The sequence below is a fragment of the Caproicibacter fermentans genome (assembly GCF_014303955.1).
Taxonomy (GTDB): Bacteria; Bacillota; Clostridia; order Oscillospirales; family Acutalibacteraceae; genus Caproicibacter; species Caproicibacter fermentans.
In genome coordinates this window covers 2,539,551-2,556,378 of the sequence record NZ_CP060286.1, presented here as the reverse complement: position 1 = coordinate 2,556,378, position 16,828 = coordinate 2,539,551, and the positions used below count along the sequence as shown (strand labels likewise).

General features: G+C 56.1%; 18 protein-coding genes. 10 read left to right on the top strand and 8 right to left on the bottom strand.

Annotation, left to right across the window (positions count from 1 at the left end; genetic code table 11):
• Positions 1-43: 43 nt before the first annotated feature.
• The 3 genes from HCR03_RS12660 (at position 44) to HCR03_RS12650 (ending at position 2,586) form a co-directional block, all read left to right on the top strand.
• A complete protein-coding gene (locus HCR03_RS12660) occupies positions 44-475 on the top strand; it encodes a hypothetical protein (protein WP_156991023.1) in 432 nt (143 codons plus the stop codon).
• A complete protein-coding gene (gene mnmA, locus HCR03_RS12655; RefSeq protein ID WP_187034508.1) occupies positions 476-1,552 on the top strand; it encodes a tRNA 2-thiouridine(34) synthase MnmA in 1,077 nt (358 codons plus the stop codon).
• Between the two features lie 98 nt (positions 1,553-1,650).
• The gene (locus tag HCR03_RS12650) at positions 1,651-2,586 is read left to right on the top strand and encodes a cation diffusion facilitator family transporter (RefSeq protein ID WP_187034506.1); all 936 of its coding nucleotides are present in this window, start codon (positions 1,651-1,653) and stop codon (positions 2,584-2,586) included.
• On the opposite strand, the gene HCR03_RS12645 is transcribed toward HCR03_RS12650, so the two are convergent.
• The 6 genes from HCR03_RS12645 to HCR03_RS19835 all read right to left on the bottom strand — a co-directional run bounded on the left by HCR03_RS12645 (position 2,583) and on the right by HCR03_RS19835 (position 7,213).
• Positions 2,583-3,218, bottom strand: a complete 636-nt coding sequence (locus HCR03_RS12645) for a sugar O-acetyltransferase (RefSeq protein WP_187038112.1) — start codon at positions 3,216-3,218, stop codon at positions 2,583-2,585. The genes HCR03_RS12650 and HCR03_RS12645 overlap by 4 nt on opposite strands.
• Before the next feature lie 74 nt (positions 3,219-3,292).
• A complete protein-coding gene (locus HCR03_RS12640; RefSeq protein ID WP_228724961.1) occupies positions 3,293-3,853 on the bottom strand; it encodes a GNAT family N-acetyltransferase in 561 nt (186 codons plus the stop codon).
• Positions 3,854-3,927: 74 nt separating this feature from the next.
• Entirely contained in the window at positions 3,928-4,926 is a 999-nt protein-coding gene (gene galE, locus HCR03_RS12635; protein ID WP_187034504.1) for a UDP-glucose 4-epimerase GalE, read from the bottom strand.
• Between the two features lie 19 nt (positions 4,927-4,945).
• Complete coding sequence (galT, locus tag HCR03_RS12630; RefSeq protein ID WP_330601001.1) at positions 4,946-5,902, bottom strand: galactose-1-phosphate uridylyltransferase; 957 nt, start codon at positions 5,900-5,902, stop codon at positions 4,946-4,948.
• Between the two features lie 28 nt (positions 5,903-5,930).
• Positions 5,931-6,950, bottom strand: a complete 1,020-nt coding sequence (locus HCR03_RS12625) for a galactokinase (protein ID WP_228724960.1) — start codon at positions 6,948-6,950, stop codon at positions 5,931-5,933.
• Positions 6,887-7,213 (bottom strand): galactokinase family protein, encoded by a 327-nt coding sequence (locus HCR03_RS19835; protein ID WP_228724959.1) that lies wholly within the window; start codon positions 7,211-7,213, stop codon positions 6,887-6,889. The genes HCR03_RS12625 and HCR03_RS19835 overlap by 64 nt, the downstream gene beginning before the upstream one ends.
• A gap of 205 nt (positions 7,214-7,418) precedes the next feature.
• Between HCR03_RS19835 and HCR03_RS12620 the strand changes: the two genes are divergently transcribed.
• The 7 genes from HCR03_RS12620 to secA all read left to right on the top strand — a co-directional run bounded on the left by HCR03_RS12620 (position 7,419) and on the right by secA (position 15,771).
• Positions 7,419-8,927, top strand: coding sequence for a spore germination protein (locus tag HCR03_RS12620; protein WP_187034502.1), 1,509 nt, complete (start codon positions 7,419-7,421; stop codon positions 8,925-8,927).
• Complete coding sequence (locus HCR03_RS12615) at positions 8,924-10,078, top strand: Ger(x)C family spore germination protein (RefSeq protein WP_187034500.1); 1,155 nt, start codon at positions 8,924-8,926, stop codon at positions 10,076-10,078. Before HCR03_RS12620 ends, HCR03_RS12615 begins: the two co-directional genes overlap by 4 nt.
• Before the next feature lies 1 nt (position 10,079).
• The gene (locus tag HCR03_RS12610; protein ID WP_187034498.1) at positions 10,080-10,292 is read left to right on the top strand and encodes a hypothetical protein; all 213 of its coding nucleotides are present in this window, start codon (positions 10,080-10,082) and stop codon (positions 10,290-10,292) included.
• Positions 10,293-10,302: 10 nt separating this feature from the next.
• Complete coding sequence (locus HCR03_RS12605; RefSeq protein ID WP_156991017.1) at positions 10,303-10,440, top strand: hypothetical protein; 138 nt, start codon at positions 10,303-10,305, stop codon at positions 10,438-10,440.
• Positions 10,441-10,531: 91 nt separating this feature from the next.
• Entirely contained in the window at positions 10,532-11,677 is a 1,146-nt protein-coding gene (locus HCR03_RS12600; RefSeq protein ID WP_187034496.1) for a GerAB/ArcD/ProY family transporter, read from the top strand.
• Positions 11,678-11,725: 48 nt separating this feature from the next.
• On the top strand, positions 11,726-12,844 hold the full coding sequence (locus tag HCR03_RS12595; protein ID WP_187034494.1) for a GerAB/ArcD/ProY family transporter: 1,119 nt from the start codon (positions 11,726-11,728) through the stop codon (positions 12,842-12,844).
• Positions 12,845-13,020: 176 nt separating this feature from the next.
• Positions 13,021-15,771: a preprotein translocase subunit SecA gene (secA, locus tag HCR03_RS12590; protein WP_066646947.1), complete on the top strand. Its 2,751-nt coding sequence runs from the start codon at positions 13,021-13,023 to the stop codon at positions 15,769-15,771.
• Between the two features lie 61 nt (positions 15,772-15,832).
• Here secA and HCR03_RS12585 read toward each other — a convergent pair whose 3' ends face one another.
• Both HCR03_RS12585 and HCR03_RS12580 read right to left on the bottom strand, forming a co-directional pair.
• On the bottom strand, positions 15,833-16,357 hold the full coding sequence (locus HCR03_RS12585; protein ID WP_156991015.1) for a hypothetical protein: 525 nt from the start codon (positions 16,355-16,357) through the stop codon (positions 15,833-15,835).
• A gap of 94 nt (positions 16,358-16,451) precedes the next feature.
• A complete protein-coding gene (locus HCR03_RS12580; protein ID WP_187034492.1) occupies positions 16,452-16,673 on the bottom strand; it encodes a DUF1648 domain-containing protein in 222 nt (73 codons plus the stop codon).
• Positions 16,674-16,828: the final 155 nt, after the last annotated feature.

Genomic DNA, 16,828 nt, shown 5'->3' with positions numbered 1-16,828 from the left:
TTAAATCATGTAAAAAACCGCATTCGCGGCAGGAGGTATCCGAATGGAAGTGTTTAAAAATATCACCGATTCCGTGACGAAAGCGGTCAATTTCGTCGTGGATAAAAACCGCAGGGCCGCTATTATCAACCGGCTGAAAATCGTCATCCGCAATGAAAAGGAAATTGAGGCCCGCTCTTACATCGAGCTGGGCAAATATTATTATGAAAATATGCGCGACGCTTCAAACGAACGCACCGAACCTCTCTGCGTCGCCGTGGACAACTCCGACCGCAGGCTGAAACGAGCTTTCATGAAGCTGGATGAAATGATGGTTCCGGCCGGTGTAAATGACGAAGAGGAGGTTTGCGGGGACGAGTGTGCCTGCGCCGAATGCGCGTCGGACGACGGGGATGATTTCTTCCGTTCCTTCAGCGCCGCCGACGGGGAACCGGACGGCACGGACGAAGCGGCAGCCGACGACCCGATCCTATAAATGAAGCCAAAAGTCATGCTGGGAATGAGCGGCGGCGTCGACAGTTCGGTCGCCGCTCTGCTTTTGCAGAAAGCCGGGTACGAAGTCACCGGCGTTACGCTGCGCCTGAGCCCGGACGGGCTGATGCCCGAGCGCGAGGGCGGCTGCTGTTCGCTCGCGGATATTGAGGACGCGCGCCGCGTCTGCTACAAGCTGGGAATCGACCATATGGTGCTGAATTTCAAGGAGCTGTTCGAACGGGACGTGATCGCTCCGTTCGCGGCGCAGTACGAGGCCGGGAAAACGCCGAACCCCTGCGTCGCGTGCAACCGGCACATCAAATTCGGCGCGATGCTGGACCGCGCCGAGCTGCTGGGCTTCGATTACATTGCGACCGGGCACTACGCGCTGATCGAACAAACGCCGCAGGGGCGGTGGCTGCTGAAAAAATCGCCCGCCGCCAAGGATCAGAGTTACGTGCTGTACATGCTGACGCAGCGGCAGCTTGCCCATACGCTGCTGCCCGTCGGAAGCTATCCGAAGCCGGAAATCCGCAGAATGGCGGAGGAAGCCGGGCTGACCGTCGCGAAAAAGCGGGACAGCCAGGAAATCTGTTTTGTGGAGGATAACAATTACGGCGCTTTCCTCGAACGGTACACCGGCCGCGCCGCAAAGCCGGGCGACTTTCTCGATGAAACGGGAAACGTCATCGGCCGTCACCGGGGCGTGACCCACTACACGGTCGGCCAGCGCAAGGGTCTTGGGATGTCCTTTGGAAAGCCGATGTACGTAACGGGGATCGACGCGGGACATAACACGGTCACGCTCGGCGGGGAACAGGAGCGCTACGCGCATACCCTGACGGCCGGGGACATCAATCTGATTCCATTCGATGCCTTGGAGAAAGAAACCCGGGCACAGGTCAAGGTGCGCTATTCCGCGGCGCCCGCGAACGCGGCGCTGTCTCCGCTTCCGGACGGGCGCGTCCGCGTGAAGTTTGAGTCGCCGCAGAAATCGGTCGCGCCGGGACAGGCCGTCGTCTTTTACGACGGGGACACGGTGCTGGGCGGCGGAACGATTTTGGAAAAGGAATCATAAGAGAGGCCTGATCTTTGTGAAAAAAGATTTCAGGCCCCTCTTTCTTTTTCTGTCAACCAAACAACATCTTTCATAATATGGAAACAGCATGAAAAATCATGCGTTTTCGCACTTGGGAGATGATCGACTTGACCCCGCAGGAATCCCGCATGGCGGATCGAATCTCGATTCAAAGCATGCTGGTCAATCTGTTTCTGTTTGCCCTAAAAGGGCTGTTCGGTCTGAAAATCGCGTCCGCGAGCCTGCTTTCCGACGCGGTGCATTCGCTGACGGATATTTTCAGCACGCTCATCGTCTTGATCGGCATCCGCATCTCCAGTAAACCGTCCGATTCCGGCCACCCGTACGGCCATGAAAAAATCGAATGTCTCATCGCATTCCTGCTGGGCCTGATGCTGTTCGGCATCGGCGGCGGCATCGGCTGGGACGGGGTTCAAAAGCTGCTGCGCCCCGCGGCGGCGCTGCCGCAGAATTCGCTGATGAATGCGTTCGCCATGGGCGCGGCCGCCGTTTCAATCGGTTCCAAGGAATGGATGTACCGCTTTACCATCAAATGCGCGAAAAAAATCCGTTCCTCCTCCATGGCGGCGGACGCGTGGCACCACCGCTCCGACGCGATGTCCTCCGTCGGCAGCCTGATCGGCGTCGCCGGAATCCGTCTGGGGTATCCGGTCGTCGACTCGGTCGCCTGTCTGGTGATTTCCCTCTTTATTTTCAAAGCGGCCTGGGACATCTGCGCGGACGCGTGCGCGAAGCTGATCGACGCCGCATGCCCGCCGGAAACGGTTGGGAAAATCGAACGGATTGCAAAAAGCAACCGGGATGTGCTGGCGATCGACGCGCTGAAAACCCGGCAGTACGGGTCTAAAATCTACGTCGATCTGGAAATCACCATCGACCGGAACGCCACATTTGAGCATTCCCACGCGGTCGCCGAAAGCATTCACAATGAAATTGAGGGAAGCGTCGCGGCGGTCAAACACTGCATGATCCACGTAAACCCTTCGGCGATGCCGAACCATCATCACATTTAAACCGGCTCCGCGGAAAACTCCGCAAACCGGGGATCGCCGTCCGGCAGAAGCCGGCGCTTGCAGTAATAACGGCGGTCCTCCTCCGTGATCGCGCGAAGAACCCGGCAGGGATTCCCCGCTGCGACCACATTGGCCGGAATGTCGTGCGTTACGACGCTGCCGGCGCCGACGACCGCCCCGTCCCCGACGGTGACGCCCGGGCACACGATGACTCCGCCGCCCAGCCAGACGCTGTCGCCGATGGTGATGGGCAACGCGTACTCCACCAGTCTGTTGCGCGGTTCCCGGTGAACGGGGTGGCCCGCCGTGTAAAGGCTGACCCCCGGCGCGAAGAAGGCGTGGCTTCCGATCGTGATTTTCGCGCAGTCGAGGAACACGCAGTTGTAGTTCGCGTAGAAATGGTCCCCGACGGAGATATTGCCTCCGTAGTCGCAGCGGAACGGCGGCTCCACCCAAAAGCTCTCCCCCACGGAGCCGAACAGCTCCCGCAGCAGCCCGATCCGTTTCTCCGCTTCCGACGGACGGGTGTGGTTAAAATCGTAAAGCAGGTCCGCAGCCCGGCGGTGTTCCCGGGCAAGGGCCTGGTCCCCGATATAGGGAAGCCCGGAAAGCATCTTTTCCTTTTCCGTCAAATCTGTCATCCCTCCCTGTATCCATTCCGAATTGTTTCATACGGGAATTATCATAACCCGGCTGGAAGCATTTGTCAATGCCCTGTTCGACAAAATTCATCCCACTCCGCTTTGAAAAGGGAGAAGATCAGCTGGTCGAACCACGCTTCCCCGATTCGGTAATGCTCCCGCATTCTGCCGTCCAGGTGAAAGCCGTATTTTTGCAGCAGACTGACGGAAGGAAAATTATTGGAAGCGGTGGTGGCGTACACCTTGTTCAGGTTGAGGTCCCTGTCCTCGAACACGGCGGTCAAAAAGGCGCGCAGCAGGATACTTCCCAAACCGCGGGAACGGTCCTGCTCCGGCAGGTAATACCCGAATTCGGCGCTTCGGTTTCGCGGGTTGTAGTCGAACAGATCGATTTTCCCGATCAATTCGCCGCCGGAGAGAAACACGAAGTGCCGCGCGTTTTTATCTTCCAGAAGGGAAAGCCACTTTTCCCGGTATTCCTGAAAAGAAGCGGGCGTGAGTACCGGCCGGCAGGAATAAAACTCATGATGTTTTTCCTCCAGCACCCAGCGGTACAGCTCCGGAAGGTGTTTCGGGGTAAGAGGAACCAGGCGACAGGGGTTCATTTCATTGTCATCTCGATTCAAAATTGAGGATTCTCATAAGATGTAAACTCAGCGGAGGCCGCGCGTTTGCGCGGCCTCCGCTTTCCTGCGATCCGTTATGAGTTTTTCTGAATGAAATTCCAGTTGTCGCGGCACATGTCCGAAAGCGAATATTTCGCTTCCCAGTGCAGCTCCGCTTTCGCGCGGGAAGCGTCCGCGTAGCAGGTGGCGATGTCGCCCGCGCGGCGCGGGTCGATCTGGTACGGAATTTTCACGCCGCTCGCTTTTTCGAACGCGTGAACCACGTCGAGGACGGAGCTGCCGGTGCCGGTGCCGAGGTTGAACGCCCGCGCGCCGGAAATCGAGCCGAGGGCTTCGAGCGCCTTCACATGGCCGGTCGCGAGGTCGCACACATGGATGTAGTCGCGCACGCCGGTCCCGTCCGGGGTCGGGTAATCGTCGCCGTAAACATGAAGCATTGGCAGCTTGCCGACGGCCACCTTCATAATATAAGGCATCAGATTGTTCGGGATGCCGTTCGGGTTTTCGCCGATGAGCCCGCTCGGATGCGCCCCGATCGGGTTAAAGTAGCGCAGCAGCGCGGCTTTCATTTCCGGGTCCGCGCGGCAGGCGTCTCGCGTGATCTGCTCGATCATGTACTTCGTCCAGCCGTAGGGGTTCGTGGCGGAAAGCGGCATTTCCTCGGTAAACGGCGCTTGGTTGTTCATGCCGTAGACCGTCGCGGAGGAACTGAACACGAATTTGTGCACGCCGTACTGCTTCATCAGGCGGAACAGGTTCAGGGTTCCGGTCAGATTGTTGTGGTAGTATTCCAGCGGTTTTTCCACCGACTCGCCGACGGCCTTGAGGCCCGCGAAATGAATGACCGCGTCGATCTTGTTTTCCTGAAAAATCTTCTCAAACCCGTCGTAATCCAGCATGTCGCACTCGTAGGCCGGAAATTTTTTGCCCGCGAGCGTTTCGATCTTTCCGATCACTTCGGGGGAGGAATTGCTGTAATCGTCCATCACGACGATGTCAAAGCCGCTTTTCAGCAGCTCAATGCAGGTGTGCGAGCCGATGTATCCGGCTCCGCCGGTAATCAGAATCTTCATTTTTGTCTCTCCTTTTCGGTCAGATACCTCCGATAGGCCTGCCGCAGCTCCTGTGCCGTTTCCTCCGGGCAGGTCGGGTTGCAGGCCGCCCAGGCCCCCGTTTCGCTGGAAGCGTTGTACTTGATTTTTCCGCGCTGCGCATCGGCGGATAGAATTCAATGTGGAAGTGGAAATCCTTCGAATAGTCGCCCAGATTGACCGGCGCGGAGTGCATGCACATCATGTACGGGAACCGGAAGCCGAACAGACCGTCGAGCATCCCGACCGTTGAGCGCACCGTCACGCCGAGCGCGCGCCGCTCTTCCGGCGTAAAGTCGGTGATGTACTGCCGGTGGGCGTTTGAAAGAAGATAGACGCCGTAGGGATATGCGCTGAAAAACGGAAGCAGAACGGTGAAATTCTCGTTTTGAAAAATCACGCGCTTTTCAAATTCCGTCTCCTTCTGTAAAAAATCACAGAAAAGGCAGCGTCCGTTTTGTTCATAATACTCCTTTGCGGAGCCGGTTTCAAGTGCGAGCTTCTTCGGCAGGAACGGATACCCGTAAATCTGCCCGTGCGGGTGCGGCATCGTCACGCCGACCGCCTCGCCGCGGTTCTCAAAGATAAAGACGTATTTGATCTTCGGGTCGGCGCGCAGCGCCTCAAAGCGCTCGCACCACAGGTTCACCAGTTTTTCCATATGCCCGTCGGAAAGATCGGTCATCCGCGCGCGGTGTTCCGGCGAATAGAGGATCACCTCGCACTTGCCGTAATTCGGTGCGGTTTTGAAAAACTCCGTGCCGACGGGGTCCGGCTCGCCCGGAGACGTCGAAAGCGCGGGAAAATCGTTGTCGTACTTCATGACCTCGTACTCCGGCACGTTGCCCGAAGACGGGCAGAACGGGCACCAGTCCTTCGGCATCTGCGGCCTGCCCTGCCGGTTTCCCGCCACCATTGTCCAGTCTTTTATAAACGGGTCCCATCTCAATTCCGCCATGTTACATTCCCCTTTGATTCTCTCTGCATTATAAAATCCGAATCGCGCCCGCCGTGCGCACCGCGAGCGGCACGCACGAGCCGGGGCCGAATACGGCCTCCGCTTCGCGGCGGAATCCGTCGAATTCTTTTTTCGGCACATAGGCCTGCACCGTTCCGGCAAAGCCGCCGCCGTGCAGCCGCCACGCGCCGCCGCAGCCCGAAAGCAGGCGCTCGCACAGCGCGAGGCCGAGCGCGACGCCCTGCTCTTCCACGCGGGAGGGGGAGTAGACGTTTTGCAGATACATAAAGGAAGAGCGCCCGCTTTCGCGCACCAGGGCCAGAAAATCCGCAAACCGGTTTTCGCGCAGCGCGGCGGCCTGTTGTGCCACGCGGCGGTTGTCGCCGAAAAAGTGGATCGCCCGCAGCACGGCGCGGTCGCCCGTTTGACTGCGGACCCGCGCAAGATCCGCGTAAAATTCTTCTTCCAAAACCTGCGACAGCAGCGTTTTTCCAAAGCAGGCGGCCACCCGCCGCATTTCCTCCGGAATCGCGGCGTAATCCGCCGTCAGTCCCGCGTGGCTTCCCTTGGTGTCGATGATGCACAGGCGGTATCCGCAGCCGGAAAAGTCGAACGGAATTTTCTCCACGGCGGGCTGCTTCGCGTCCTGAAAGTCGATCATCGCAAAGCCGCCGACGGCGCAGGCCGTCTGGTCCATCAATCCGCAGGGCTTGCCGAAATAACGGTTTTCCGCGTCCTGCCCGATCTGCGCGATCCGAACCGGGTCCGCGTCGCCGCTGCCGAAAAGATCGTCCGCTATTCTTCCGATCAGGACCTCGAACGCCGCGGAGGACGACAGGCCGGAACCGGGCAGCACGTCCGACTGCGTGTAGGCCCGAAACCCGCCGATTTTGCGGCCCCGCGCCGCCATGCCCGCGCAGATACCGCGAATCAGCGCCGCGGAAGAGCCTTCCTCCCCCGCCCTCGGCATCAGCTCGGCGGGGTTCAGCCGGTCCGGCGAAAAGCCCTCCGAATGCACCGTGATCCCATTGCCGCCGGCGCTTGCCACGCCGACGGCGTCCAGATCGACGCCGGCCGCGAGAACGCGCCCCCCTGATGGTCCGTGTGGTTGCCGCCGATCTCCGTGCGGCCCGGCGCGCTGTAAACGCGGATTTCGCGGTCCGCGCCAAAAAGCTCCTCAAATTTTTCCACCGCGCGGAGCAGGCGGAGCCGGCACGTCTCGGCCCGCTCTTCCCCGACGCCGTAACGCTCTTTCAAAGTCTCACGGAATTTCTTCTCCCCCAATACTTTTCCGGTATCGCTCGATTTCATAAAAATCCTCCTGCAGCAGCTTCTTTTTCTGTCTTTATTTTAGAGCGCGTTTTCCCCGCGGGCAAGATTCAAATTTACCATGATTATAGATTATTGTTGACTGATACGGGACGGCGAAACCTGTGAATATTCTACTTTTCATCGGGAACGATAAGCGCATCGGCAAATTTTGCCTGACAAATACCCAGGGAAAGGGGAAGTGGCAATGGGCTCTTCAGACAGCTTTGCGGGGGCTAAGCTCCCGTCTGACAAGCTGGAGCAGAACGTCCTTTACCTGAAAAATCTGTTCAGCAACGACGACACGCTGATTTTCAGGGATCTGGAAAACAGCAGGGGAAAGGAAACCCTGCGTTTTTGTCTCGTCTATACGGACGGCATGGTGAACAACCGGCTGATGAATCAGGACGTCATCCGTCCGCTTCTGGAATTCGTTTTCAAGCCGGACGAAGACGCGACGCTGCTCGACACCATTCAGCTGCAGGCCATGTTTTCCAACGACGTAAAAAAAACGGATGCGGTGGAGGAACTGATTCAAGGGATTGTCTACGGCGACACGATCCTTCTGGCACAGGGATGCCCGCAGGCCCTGATTCTGAACACAAAGGGCTTTACGCTGCGTTCCATCGCCGAGCCGGAGGGCGAGCGCGTCATCCGCGGCCCGCGGGAGGGCTTCAACGAATCCATTCTGACCAATCTTTCCATGGTGCGGCGCAAAATCAGGTCGCAGGACCTGAAATTCAAATTTCTGACGTTCGGAAAGCGGACGAAAACCAAGGCCTGCATCTGCTACCTGGACAGCGTCGTAAACCGCAACGTGCTGACAGAACTGGAGCGCCGCCTGGAAAAAATCGACATCGACGGGACGCTCGACACCAACTACATCTCGGAAAACATTAAAGACTCGCCCCTATCCGCGGTCAAAACCGTCGGCAGCACGGAACGGCCCGATGTGGTGGCCGCGAAGCTGCTGGAGGGCCGGGTCGCCCTGTTTTTGGACGGAACGCCGATGGTGCTGACCGTTCCTCATCTTTTTATCGAGCATTTTCAGGCGGACGAGGACTATTATATTCATTATATTTTTTCCTCCGTCGACAGAATTCTTCGGATTTTTGCGTTTGTGCTCTCGCTGTGTCTGCCCGCGGTCTATGTCGCCATGGTCACGTTTCATCAGGAGATGCTGCCAACGCCGCTGCTTTTGAGCATTTTCGCCGCCCGTCAGGGCGTTCCGTTCCCCACGGCGCTGGAAACGGTCATGATGCTGATCGTCTTTGAAATCCTCCGCGAGGCCGGAACCCGAATGCCGGGCGTGATGGCGCAGACGCTGAGCATTGTCGGCGCGCTGGTCATCGGGCAGGCGGCCGTGGACGCCAAAATCGTCAGCGCGCCGATCATCATCGTCGTAGCCATGGCGGGCATCTGCGGGCTCATGGTCGTGCGGCTCAAGGGATATATCATCATCCACCGCTATTTCCTTTTGCTGTGCGCCTGCACTCTGGGCCTTTACGGATTGCTTCTGGGTCTTATGGTTTTGTTGACGGGACTGTTCGGCATGACTTCCTTCGGCGTTCCGATCATGTCGGATATTTACACCCGCGGTCTTCAGAGCTATAAGGACATCTACGTCCGCGCGCCGTGGTGGACGATGGTCAGGCGGCCCCGTTTCCTGAGCGGAAACCGGGTCAGACAGTCCGGCGGAGGAGAGAAACCCAAATGAAAAAAGTTCTGAAAACCATGATCGTGATTCTGGAAGCGGCGATCATCCTTTTTATTTTTTCAGGCTGCTGGGATTACCACGAACTGGAAGCGTACTCCATTGTTGCGGGAATGGCGATCGACAAAGGGCAGAACGGGTACAAATACCATGTGACGTTTGAGTGCGTAAAAATGAGCGGCTCGGGAAAAAGCCAGCAGATAGAACCGCTTTTGCTGAATGAGGACGGAAACACGATTTTCGACGCGGTCCGCAGCACGCTGCGGGAATCGGACAAAAAGCTTTATTTCAGCCACTGCAAAGTTCTCATTGTCGGCAGCGACATTGCCAAAGACGGTCTCCGGTCCGTCTTGGACTGGATGCAACGCGACGCGGAGCCAAGGCTCACCCTGAGCGTTCTGGTCTCCAAGGAAAAAACCGCCGAGGAGATCCTGCGGGTGAAGCCGCAATCCGTCCAGCTTCTTTCTTTTCAGATTGCCAGCACCCTGCAAGAAAGCACCGGCTTTTACGGCAGTCCGACCAGCCTTCAGCTTTATGAAGTCACAAACATCCTGAATTCGGACGGACTGGAGCTGGTCTTGCCGGCGATTGAAAAAAAGCCGGAGGTGGACGGGGATACGGTCCAGCTTTCGGGGGGAGCCGTTTTTAAAAAAGACAAGCAGATCGGCTGGCTGAGTCCGAACCAGGACAGATACTATAACTATGTTCGTGACAAGATCAAGGGCGGGCTTCTGGTGACCGGGCCGACCCCGGGGTCGACGAACGTCACCCTCGAAATCATCGACAGCAAAACAACCGTAAAGCCGTCCGTATCCGGGCAGTCGGCAAGTGTGGAAATCAATGTAAAAATGCGGGCCGCCTATGCCGAACAGGACAATGAAACGGATTTTCTTTCGAAAATCGGCCTAGCGCAGGTGGAAAAATACGCGGAAAAAACTTTGGAATTCGAAATTGAAAGCAATGTTAAGAATGTACAGCAGCGCTTCGACAGCGACATATTCGGCTTTGGCAGCAAAATACACCAGAGCAGTCCAAATGATTGGAATAAGCTCAGCAAAAGCTGGGATCGGATATTCAAGGCCATGAAAGTCAAGGTCAACGCGGAGGTTAAAATAGAAAACACGGGCCTGAGCCTGCCGAAAGTGGGTGACTGACATGACGTATCTGATGGTCTTTCTGCCCCTATTCCTGGTCCTGGCTTTTCTCACCCTGCGCAGAACCTATCTTCAAAAGGAATTCTGCTATTACGTCCTTCAGATTCCTATCTTTGCGGCTGTGCTGATTCTGAATATTTTGATTGCGTCAGGCGTTCAAATCCCCAGCATCTCGTCTGTTTTAATGAAATTTCTATCCAACTTTGTAAAATGAGGACTGCGCTGTGAGCAAAACGGATATCGCCGGAAAACGGACGTCGGGCGCCGCCGCGCTGTTTCTGGCCGGAAGCGCTCCGTCCACCGCGGCTGCACCGGCGCGAGGCGGGAAGCCTGGATTTGTATTCCGACTGCTGGGGTTTTAACGATACCGCTTCTTTGGGCCCATTCGGCCAATTCTGAGCCTGTACCCGGAAAGGGACTATGAATCAAATCCATTGAATCGAAGGGAAAGCCATGCAAAGAACAGATGTTTCGGCAAAACAGATGGAAGCGACCGTCGCGATGTTTCTGATCGGAAGCTCTCTTGTAAAAAGCGGTTCTTCCCCCGCGAAACAGGACACCTGGATCTGTATCATTATCGCGGTGATCCTGTCGATCCCCCTGATGTGGGTGCACACGCGGATTCTGAATCTGTACCCCGGCAGAAATTACTACCAAAACATCCTGCGCGCGATGGGCCGGCCCGCCGGAACCGTGGTCTGCCTGATTTTTACTATTTACACGTTTCACCTCGGCGCCTTGGTAATGCGGGTTTTCACGGAATTTATCCATATTGCGGGCATGACGACAACGCCCACCATCGTGATTAGCTCGGTCATAGTCGCCGTTCTGGTCTATGTGCTCAGCAACCGGCTTTATGTCCTGACAAGAATCAGCAAATTTATGCTTCCGTTTCTGTTTATCACCGTCGTCATTACGATCGTTCTTTCTTATCAGAATATGGATCTGAGCAATCTCATGCCGATTCTGAATTCCAAGCCGTCCGACCTTTTTCAGGGAGTCCTTTCCGCCCTGGCGGTGCCGTACGGTGAAATCCTGGTCTGCGCCCCCATGTTCGGGGCGCTGAGCCGGGAGGAAAAAATATTCCCCACCATGCTCAAGGGAGTCATTCTGGGATTTGTGATTCTGATTTCGGCAAACCTGCGCAACTTTCTGACTTTGGGCTATTCCGTTTCCGTCTTTCAGTTTCCGTCTTTCGAATCCGTCAGTCTGGTGCAGCTTGGGGATTTCTTTACACGGGTCGAAGTTTTGATCGGCATCAATCTTCTGCTCGCGGGCTTTTTCAAATGCTGCGTTCTTTTGTTCTCCGCCTGCGACGCATTGAGCGAAACACTGGGCCTTCAGGACTACGAGCCGCTGGTCTCGCCGTGTGCGCTGCTTTTTCTGACCCTCTCGGGTCTTTTGGTCGGCAATACCCTGGAAATGTTCCGCTGGATGGAATATATGTCCGTTTATACCCTGCCGTTTCAGGTGTTCCTTCCGGTTCTCGTCCTGATCGTAGGGGTCGTGCGGAAAAAGTTTTCAAAGCCGCAAAAGCATGGAAAAAGTCCGGATGTGAAAAACGAAGAATCGCCTCCGCCCAGGCCGCAGGAAAACTAAAGCCTTTTGAGCATCGCAGGAAACAAACTTCATGATGAGGAATGTGCCATGAACAAAACGGATATCTCAGAAAAGCAAATGCAGAGCACGATCGCGCTGTTTCTGATGGGCAGCTCGGTGATTTCGAGCGGCTATACCAGCGCGAAGCAGGATACCTGGATTGTGATTTTGATCGCCGTGGCTCTGATGATTCCGCTCGCGTGGGTCTATGCGGGAATTCTTCGGCTCTACCCCGGGCAAAATTTTTACCGCAACGTGCTGCGGGCGATGGGCAGACCGGTCGGTCTGACAATCTGCGCTCTTTACCTTTTTTATCTTCTCCTTTTGGGCGGGCAGGTTCTCAGGACTTTTTCCGAATTCGTGCATCTTGTGAATATGACGCAAACGCCGCTGGTCGGCATTTCGACGGCCATTGTCGCCGTTACCGTTTATACGCTGAGCAACCGTCTCTATGTGCTGACCCGGCTCGGCAAGTTCGTACTGCCCTTTTTATACTTTACGATTATCCTGACGCTTCTGCTTTCGTTCAGAGATATGGATTTCAGCAATCTGAGGCCGATCCTTCAATCAAAGCCGTCCGATTTCCTGAAAGGGCTCATGTCCGCTTTTACCCTTCCCTACGGCGAGCTTGTGGCCTGCCTGCCCATGTTCGGGGTCTCGGGGCGGATTGAAAAGGTTTTCCCCACCATGGTAAAAGGGGTTTTACTGGGGTTCGGCTTTCTGTTCGCGGCGGTCGTCCGCAACATCCTTGTCCTCGGATATTACAACTCCGTCGCCACATTTCCTTCCTACGAATGCGTCAGTGTGATTCAGCTGGGCGAATTTTTCACAAGGATCGAGGTGCTGATCGGCATCAATCTGCTGCTGGCCGGGTTTATCAAGTTCGCGGTTCTTGTTTTCTCTTCCTGCGAAGGAGTCACCCGGCTGTTCGGGTACAGGGACAGCGAGCCGTTTGTCGCTCCGCTCAGCCTGTTTCTCCTGACCCTTTCGGCCCTGCTCGATTCAAACACGTCGGAGGTTTTTGGTTTTAAAGAAATTTATGTGATTCTGGCCCTCCCGTTTCAGGTTGTTTTGCCGATTCTGATTCTGGTCGTCGGTACGGTTCGCAAAAAGCTTCAAAAGCCGCGAAAGACGTCGCCGGCGGCCCGGAAAAGCCCGTCGGCCTGAAATGCGGAAAGGCAGGGGGAGCCGCGCGTCCCGCCTTCCCGCTTCTTTCTCTTTCAAGCCTATTTGCCGCTTAAATCCGCTTCCCTTTTCGCCGCCGCTATGCTATAATAAGCAGGAATAACAAAAATCAGCCGGTTTCGGCTTTTGCGGCGGCCAATACTTTTGAGGTGAATTGGATGAAGAATGTTTTAACCGTATTTTTCGGCAACTATTCCAAAAGGGAACTGAAAAGGATTCAGCCCCTGTGCAACCAGGTGCTTGATCTTGAAGAAAAATACAGGGCGCTTTCGGACGAAGAACTCAAGGCGCAGACCCCCGCGTTAAAGGAACGTCTCGCGGCGGGCGAAACCCTCGACGAGATTCTGCCCGACGCATTTGCGGTCTGCCGGGAAGCGGCGGACCGTGTTCTGGGTATGCGGCATTTCCCCGTGCAGGTTCTGGGCGGCATCGTGCTGCACCAGGGCAGAATCGCGGAAATGAAAACAGGCGAAGGAAAAACGCTGGTGGCGACGCTGGCCGCTTACCTGAACGCGCTTTCCGGAAAGGGAGTCCACATTGTCACGGTCAACGATTACCTGGCGCGCCGCGACTCGGAGTGGATGGGCAAGATTTACCGCTATCTGGGTCTTTCCGTCGGGCTGATCGTGCACGATCTGGACAATCAGGCCCGCAAGCAGGCATATAACGCTGATATCACCTACGGCACGAACAATGAGTTCGGGTTCGACTACCTGCGCGACAACATGGTGATTTACAAAGAGGAAAAGGTACAGCGCGGGCACAATTTCTCCATCGTCGACGAGGTCGACTCCATCCTGATCGACGAGGCGAGAACGCCGCTGATCATCTCCGGCCAGGGGGACAAGTCTACCGAGATGTATACCGTCGCGGATCATTTTGCCAGATCGCTGAGCTGCGTCCGGGTTGCCGAATTAAACGAAAAGGAAGACAACGACGAGCTTTATCAGGACGCGGACTACATTGTGGATGAAAAGGCCAAGACCGCCACGCTGACCCAGTCCGGCGTGAAAAAAGCGGAGGCTTTCTTTAAAATCGACAACCTGACCGACGCCGACAATATTTCCATCCAGCATTATGTTAACCAGGCCGTCAAGGCGCGCGGCGTCATGCGCAAGGACATCGATTACGTCGTCAAGGACGGCGAGGTCATCATCGTCGACGAGTTCACCGGCCGCCTGATGTACGGCCGCCGCTACAACGAAGGCCTGCACCAGGCCATCGAGGCCAAGGAGGGCGTCAAGGTCGCGCACGAAAGCAAGACGCTCGCGACCATCACGTTCCAGAATTATTTCCGCATGTACGACAAGCTTTCCGGCATGACCGGAACCGCCATGACCGAGCAGGACGAGTTCAGCGAAATCTATAAGCTGGACGTGGTCGAGATCCCGACCAACAAGCCGATGGTCCGAAAGGACCTGCCGGACGTGGTCTATAAGACGGAGAAAGCGAAATTCAACGCGGTCATCGAAGACATCGCGGAACACCACAAAACAGGGCAGCCGGTTCTGGTCGGCACGATTTCGATTGAAAAGTCGGAAGAGCTGAGCCATCTGCTGCACAAGACGGGCATCAAGCACGAGGTTCTGAACGCCAAGTTCCATGAAAAGGAAGCCGAGATCGTCGCGCAGGCCGGGCGCAAGGGCGTCGTGACCATCGCGACCAACATGGCCGGCCGAGGCACGGATATCGTTCTGGGCGGCAACCCGGAGTACATGGCAAAAGCCGAGATGCGCAAACAGGGTATTTCGGAAGAGCTCATCAGCGAGGCGGACGCGCACTCCGAAACCGACGACGAAGAAGTCCTGAACGCGCGCGAAACGTTCCGTCAGCTTTCTGAAAAATACAAGGAACAGACGAAAGAAGAGGCCGAAGAAGTCAAGAATGCCGGCGGCCTTTACATCATCGGCACGGAACGCCATGAATCGCGCCGCATCGACAATCAGCTGCGCGGCCGCTCCGGCCGTCAGGGCGACCCGGGCATGAGCCGGTTTTATATCTCGCTGGAGGACGACCTGATGCGCCTGTTCGGCGGGGACCGAATCAACGCGATGATGGAACGCCTCAAGGTGGACGAGGACACTCCGATTGAAAATAAGATGCTGACGAACACCATCGAAAGCGCCCAGCGCAAAATTGAGGGACGCAACTTCGGAATCCGCAAGAACGTTCTTCAATTCGACGACGTCATGAACCGTCAGCGTGAAATTATTTACAGTCAGCGCGATCAGGTCTTAAACGGAGAAAACCTGAAAGAGCAGGTTCTGAAAATGATCGACCAGGCGATCGAGGATCAGGTCACCCGCTTTATGCCGAAGGACGCGGAGCCGGAAAACCGCAATCTGAACGGCTTGCGCGACCGCTACATGGGCTGGCTGCTCGGGCCGGAAGACCTTGTTTACACCGATGAGGAAAAGGTCCGGCTGGAACCGGAGGACGTGGCGCACGATCTGATTGAGAAAGCGCACGAAATCTATGAAAAGCGCGAGGAACAGTTCGGCGGCAAAATCATGCGCGAGCTGGAACGCGTGGTGCTGCTGAAAAACGTCGACACCCAGTGGATGGACCACATCGATGCGATGGAGGAGCTCCAGAAGGGAATCCGGCTGCGCGCGTACGGCCAGAAGGATCCCGTCGTCGAGTACCGTCTCGAAGGCTTCGACATGTTCGACAATATGATCGCCACCATCCGCGAGGATACCGCGCGCATGATGCTGACGGTACAGATTCGCACGCAGGAGGAACCGAAGCGCGAACAGGTCGCGAAGCCGACCGGCGCCGCCGGGGCGGACACCGCCGGGCAGTCCCACACGCCCATGCATAAAGGCAAGAAGCCGGGGCGCAACGACCCGTGCCCCTGCGGCAGCGGTAAGAAATACAAAAAGTGCTGCGGCAGATTTGAAGACTGAGCCTCAAAATAAGAAAAAGGGAACCGCGGCGGCGCCGCGGTTCCCTTTTTTCTGCTTGCCGTTATGAATTTTTAAATTCCTTAAACAGCTTTGTCACCTTGTCTGCATAAGCCTTGTTCTCATCCTTTGCGACCGTGTCCTGGTAGATCATCAGGTATTTGCCGCTGTCCGAAAGGACGGCGGTAATTTTTTGCCCCATCAGGGTAAACTGCCCGCTCGACTTCACGCTGTCCAGCACCTGTTTTGCGGCTCCGTTCAGGCCGCTGGGGTCGAATTCATAAAGCTCAACGGTAACATTATTTTTCCCGTTATAGGAAAACTGATATCTTCCCCCGGCTTTCGCCCCGATGACGTCCGCGCGCATTTCAGCCGCGTCGCCGGAAAGAACCCCGTTCCCGGTCAGATATTTCTCCAGTCCCTTCAAGCTGTCCTCAACGCTCGACTGCGCGACGGTGGGCCCGCTGCTGGAGGAGGACGCCTGGGACGACGAAGCTCCTGAGGAAGCTCCGCCCACATCGCCGGCTCCGCATGCCGTTGCCGTCATCATAAAAGCGGCCGCGGCCGCAAGAATCCATATTTTTTTCATATTTTAATCCGCCTTTTCATAACAATAAGGTCTGCCAGGGCCGAAAGCGCCGGTAAGCCTGTCCTTATTATTATCACTTTTTTCCGTCTGTTTGTCAACCGGTCAAAAATTCGCTTCCGCCCCAAAGCTTCAGCGAGCCTTTGCCGCCCCAGCCGTCAGGATTTTTGTTCGCGCCGAAATGGGTCGGAATCGTTGCGGGAAGAACGGGCAACGCGGAAACCGTCAGGGCAATCAGCCCGATTACGGCAAGGAAGGAGAAGAACTGTAGCAATTTGTCCAAAAGGCCGTAACGCAATTTCAGTTTCGGTCTTTGCATGGCAGAGGAATCCTTTCCGGTCAGGCCAAAAAACGGACGGCTGATGACGAAACAAGAGGCTGTGCAAAATGATCATTTTGCAACAGCCTTTTTGGATATACAGACCTGCCGTATTGGAGAACTGCAAATGCACCGCGCCGTTTTCGAACATTTTC

Coding starts and splice junctions, on each gene's coding strand:
- HCR03_RS12615 (WP_187034500.1), top strand. CDS start 8,924: ATGAAAAAAGTTCTGAAAACCATGATCGTGATTCTGGAAGCGGCGATC.
- HCR03_RS12610 (WP_187034498.1), top strand. CDS start 10,080: ATGACGTATCTGATGGTCTTTCTGCCCCTATTCCTGGTCCTGGCTTTT.
- HCR03_RS12595 (WP_187034494.1), top strand. CDS start 11,726: ATGAACAAAACGGATATCTCAGAAAAGCAAATGCAGAGCACGATCGCG.
- galT (WP_330601001.1), bottom strand. CDS start 5,902: ATGGCGGAATTGAGATGGGACCCGTTTATAAAAGACTGGACAATGGTG.
- HCR03_RS12650 (WP_187034506.1), top strand. CDS start 1,651: ATGCGTTTTCGCACTTGGGAGATGATCGACTTGACCCCGCAGGAATCC.
- HCR03_RS12580 (WP_187034492.1), bottom strand. CDS start 16,673: ATGCAAAGACCGAAACTGAAATTGCGTTACGGCCTTTTGGACAAATTG.
- HCR03_RS12620 (WP_187034502.1), top strand. CDS start 7,419: ATGGGCTCTTCAGACAGCTTTGCGGGGGCTAAGCTCCCGTCTGACAAG.
- HCR03_RS19835 (WP_228724959.1), bottom strand. CDS start 7,213: ATGAAATCGAGCGATACCGGAAAAGTATTGGGGGAGAAGAAATTCCGT.
- mnmA (WP_187034508.1), top strand. CDS start 476: ATGAAGCCAAAAGTCATGCTGGGAATGAGCGGCGGCGTCGACAGTTCG.
- HCR03_RS12600 (WP_187034496.1), top strand. CDS start 10,532: ATGCAAAGAACAGATGTTTCGGCAAAACAGATGGAAGCGACCGTCGCG.
- secA (WP_066646947.1), top strand. CDS start 13,021: ATGAAGAATGTTTTAACCGTATTTTTCGGCAACTATTCCAAAAGGGAA.
- HCR03_RS12660 (WP_156991023.1), top strand. CDS start 44: ATGGAAGTGTTTAAAAATATCACCGATTCCGTGACGAAAGCGGTCAAT.
- galE (WP_187034504.1), bottom strand. CDS start 4,926: ATGAAGATTCTGATTACCGGCGGAGCCGGATACATCGGCTCGCACACC.
- HCR03_RS12585 (WP_156991015.1), bottom strand. CDS start 16,357: ATGAAAAAAATATGGATTCTTGCGGCCGCGGCCGCTTTTATGATGACG.